A 2,830-nucleotide genomic window follows, 5' to 3' on the forward strand; every position below is an offset into this window, starting at 1 on the left:
CGAACAGGACCGTGAAACAAGACCGCGCCGATGATAGTGAGGTCCGCCCTCGTGAAAGTAGGTCATCGTCAGACTAACCCCATCACTCAACGCCCGAGACCACTCCTGGTCTCGGGCGTTCGTGCGTCAACGCGTCAAAAAAACATGTAGATCGATTGAATCGGGCGACCGCGAGGACGATGTCATGTGAAGTGGTGCCGAAGTGCTCGCGCTGTAAGCACCCGGCGAACCCGTCTTGCCGTTTCGCTCAGGCGCGGACGGCCGGCTGCCAGCGATGCGGCAGCAACTCCCCAATCCGGCTGTAGGGCTGGGTCGGCAACCGTTCGAGCACATCCTTCAGATACGCGAAGGGCTCGTGGCCGTTGAGGCGTGCGGATTGGATCAGGCTCATGATCGCAGCGGCACGCTGGCCCGCCCGCAGGCTCCCCGCGAACAGCCAGTTCTTGCGCCCGAGCGCAATCGGCCGGATCTGGTTCTCGATCCAGTTGTTGTCGATGGGGACGCGACCGTCGCCCACGTAGTGCGTGAGCGCCGCCCAGCGTTTGAGGCTGTAATCGATGGCGCGGGCGATGCCCGAGCCGTTGGGAACCTGGGTGCGTCGCGCGAGCAGCCACGCATGCAGGCGTTCGAGGAGGGGACGGGCCTTCGCTTCCCGTAAGCGCAGCCGGGCGTCGATGTCGAGTTCGAGCGCTTCGCGTTCGACACCGTAGAGTTGGCCGATGGCCTCGAGCGCCTCGCTGGCGATCTGGCTCTGCCCCTGATTGGCAAGATCGAAGAACTTGCGCCGCGCGTGCGCCATGCAGCCGGCTTCCTTCACGCCCAGCGCGATTAGCGCCTTGTAGCCGGCGTAGTCGTCGCAGATCAACGTGCCGCGCCACTCCCCCAGAAACGCCTGGGCATGGCGGCCCGCGCGGCTGTCGGCGAAGTCGTAGACCACGGCCTTGATCGGATCGAACGCGCCAACGCTGTAGGACCACAGGTAGGCGCGGTGCGTCTTGCCCGCACCCGGGTCGAGCATCGCCACCGGGGTCTCATCCGCGTGCAGCACGGGGTGCGCCAGCAAGTCGGCCTTGAGTGCATCGACCAGCGGCTGCAGATGCACGCCGCTTGTGCCCACCCACTGGGCCAGCGTCGATTGCGGAATCGCCAGTCCAGCCCGACCGAAGATGCCTTCCTGGCGGTAGAGCGGCAGATGGTCCTGGTATTTGGCCACCAGCACTTGGGCGAGCAGCCCGGCGGTCGGGATGCCTTTGTCGATGATGTGTGCCGGCACGGTTGCCTGCACCAGGGTCTCGCACGCCGCACACGCCCACTTGCCCCGGATGTGGCGCTCGACGGTAAAGCGGCCCGGGGTGTAGTCGAGCTTCTCGGCGACGTCCTCGCCGATGCGGCGCATCTGGCAGCCGCAGGCGCACGTGGTCGAATCAGGTTCGTGACGGATCTCGGTGCGCGGCAGCTCGGGCGGCAGCGGCTTGCGCCGGGCCTGCCCCTTGGGCGTCGATGTGCCGGCACCGGGCTGGAGCTGCTCGAGCTCTTCGCTCATCGCCGCCAGGTCGGCCTCGGCGGTTTCCTCGAAGAGCTGCACCTGCTCGCTCGACAGGCGCTCGGCCTTCACGCCGAAACGATGACGCTTGTGCAGCGCCAGCTCATGCGTGAGCCGCTCGATCTTGGTCTGACGCCACACGAGCTCGCGCTCCTGCTCGATGAGCAGGCGGCGCAAGGTGTCGGCGTCCAGTTGGTCGAGGTCGGCGGGCAGCGGCATGGGCGGATCATGCCCGGGCACGCCTTGCCGCACCATCGGGGCATCCGCCGATGGCGTCCGCTCAGAGTGTCCGGATCACCCCGCCATCGCCGAGCCGCTGCCACGGCAGCCCGAGCACCAGCGCATCGAACTGCGCCCGGGTGAGGGCGACACTGCCCTGGCCCTCGGTCCAGTGAAACCGCCCCTGATTCAAGCGCCGGCACGCGAGCCACACCCCGAAACCGTCATGGATCAGCACCTTCAGGCGCGTGCCGCGCCGGTTGCTGAAGAGATAGGCGTGATGGGGCTGTGCTTCACCGAACACGCGTACCACCTGCGCGAGCAGCGTGTCCATGCCCGCGCGCATGTCCAGGGGCGCGACCGACAGCCACAGGGCCTCAATGCGGATCATGCAAGCCACTCGCGCAGCCACGCCCCGCACGCATCGGCCGCCTGGAGCGGCCATTCGACCTTCACACGTGCATTGCCATGTTGCGCTTCAACTCGGATCACCGGCGCCTCGACGGCGGTGGCGAACTGCACCGGCATAAAGCCCGGCTCAGCCAACGCGGTGAGCTCTGCGCTGCCAGGCTTGCGCCGGCTCGGTGGCGCGATGCCGCGCTCGCGCATCCAGCGATGGACCTGATTGGCGTTCAGGCCGTTGGCCAGGGCCACGCCGGCCACCGAGACGCCCGCCTCACAACATGCCGAGACCACCGAGCGCTTGAATGCTTCGCTGTGCGTGCGCCGGCCTCGGCGCGGAATGACCACATCCATCGTGTCCACCATCGAAAATTAGTGGACACGATCTTCAAGGGGCTAAGCGGCTGGGGGAAGGCGGGTTCGCCGGGGGCTTACCTCCGAGACATGAACGAGACCGAAGGTCATAACGGATCGCCGGCCAGCCTGTTCGATGACCTGCCGGCTGTCGAGGAACAACAGGTGATCGCGGCGAAGCAGGCGCGGGCGGCTTCACGCCGGCAAGGCGCGGCGCGATTGCTGCAGCCCAAGCGCAGGCAGATCGAACTGCGCGCCTCGGACCTGGAGTCGCTGCTGGGTGAGGATCACCGGGCTCGGCTGGTGTGGGGC

At 67.1% G+C, this 2,830-nt stretch carries 3 protein-coding genes and 1 pseudogene; 1 reads left to right on the forward strand and 3 read right to left on the reverse strand.

All coding sequences use genetic code 11. The features are described 5' to 3' along the window. Positions 1-247 precede the first annotated feature (247 nt). The 3 genes from ACE3SS_RS15360 to ACE3SS_RS15370 all read right to left on the reverse strand — a co-directional run bounded on the left by ACE3SS_RS15360 (position 248) and on the right by ACE3SS_RS15370 (position 2,530). Complete coding sequence (locus ACE3SS_RS15360; protein ID WP_153170184.1) at positions 248-1,762, reverse strand: IS66 family transposase; 1,515 nt, start codon at positions 1,760-1,762, stop codon at positions 248-250. A 61-nt stretch (positions 1,763-1,823) separates the two neighbouring features. Further along, a complete protein-coding gene (gene tnpB, locus ACE3SS_RS15365) occupies positions 1,824-2,153 on the reverse strand; it encodes an IS66 family insertion sequence element accessory protein TnpB (protein WP_194270461.1) in 330 nt (109 codons plus the stop codon). Continuing rightward, positions 2,150-2,530: a transposase gene (locus ACE3SS_RS15370; RefSeq protein ID WP_256219479.1), complete on the reverse strand. Its 381-nt coding sequence runs from the start codon at positions 2,528-2,530 to the stop codon at positions 2,150-2,152. The genes tnpB and ACE3SS_RS15370 overlap by 4 nt, the downstream gene beginning before the upstream one ends. Positions 2,531-2,608: 78 nt before the next feature. On the opposite strand from ACE3SS_RS15370, the pseudogene ACE3SS_RS15375 reads away from it, so the two are divergent. Then, a pseudogene (locus tag ACE3SS_RS15375) lies at positions 2,609-2,830 on the forward strand (IS5/IS1182 family transposase); the annotation flags it as partial.

The sequence above is a fragment of the Aquabacterium sp. genome (assembly GCF_041915145.1).
Taxonomy (GTDB): Bacteria; Pseudomonadota; Gammaproteobacteria; order Burkholderiales; family Burkholderiaceae_C; genus Aquabacterium.

What these genes read in the sequence shown, in the direction of transcription:
- ACE3SS_RS15360 (WP_153170184.1), bottom strand. Translation starts at nt 1,762, where the DNA reads ATGCCGCTGCCCGCCGACCTCGACCAACTGGACGCCGACACCTTGCGC.
- tnpB (WP_194270461.1), bottom strand. Translation starts at nt 2,153, where the DNA reads ATGATCCGCATTGAGGCCCTGTGGCTGTCGGTCGCGCCCCTGGACATG.
- ACE3SS_RS15370 (WP_256219479.1), bottom strand. Translation starts at nt 2,530, where the DNA reads ATGGTGGACACGATGGATGTGGTCATTCCGCGCCGAGGCCGGCGCACG.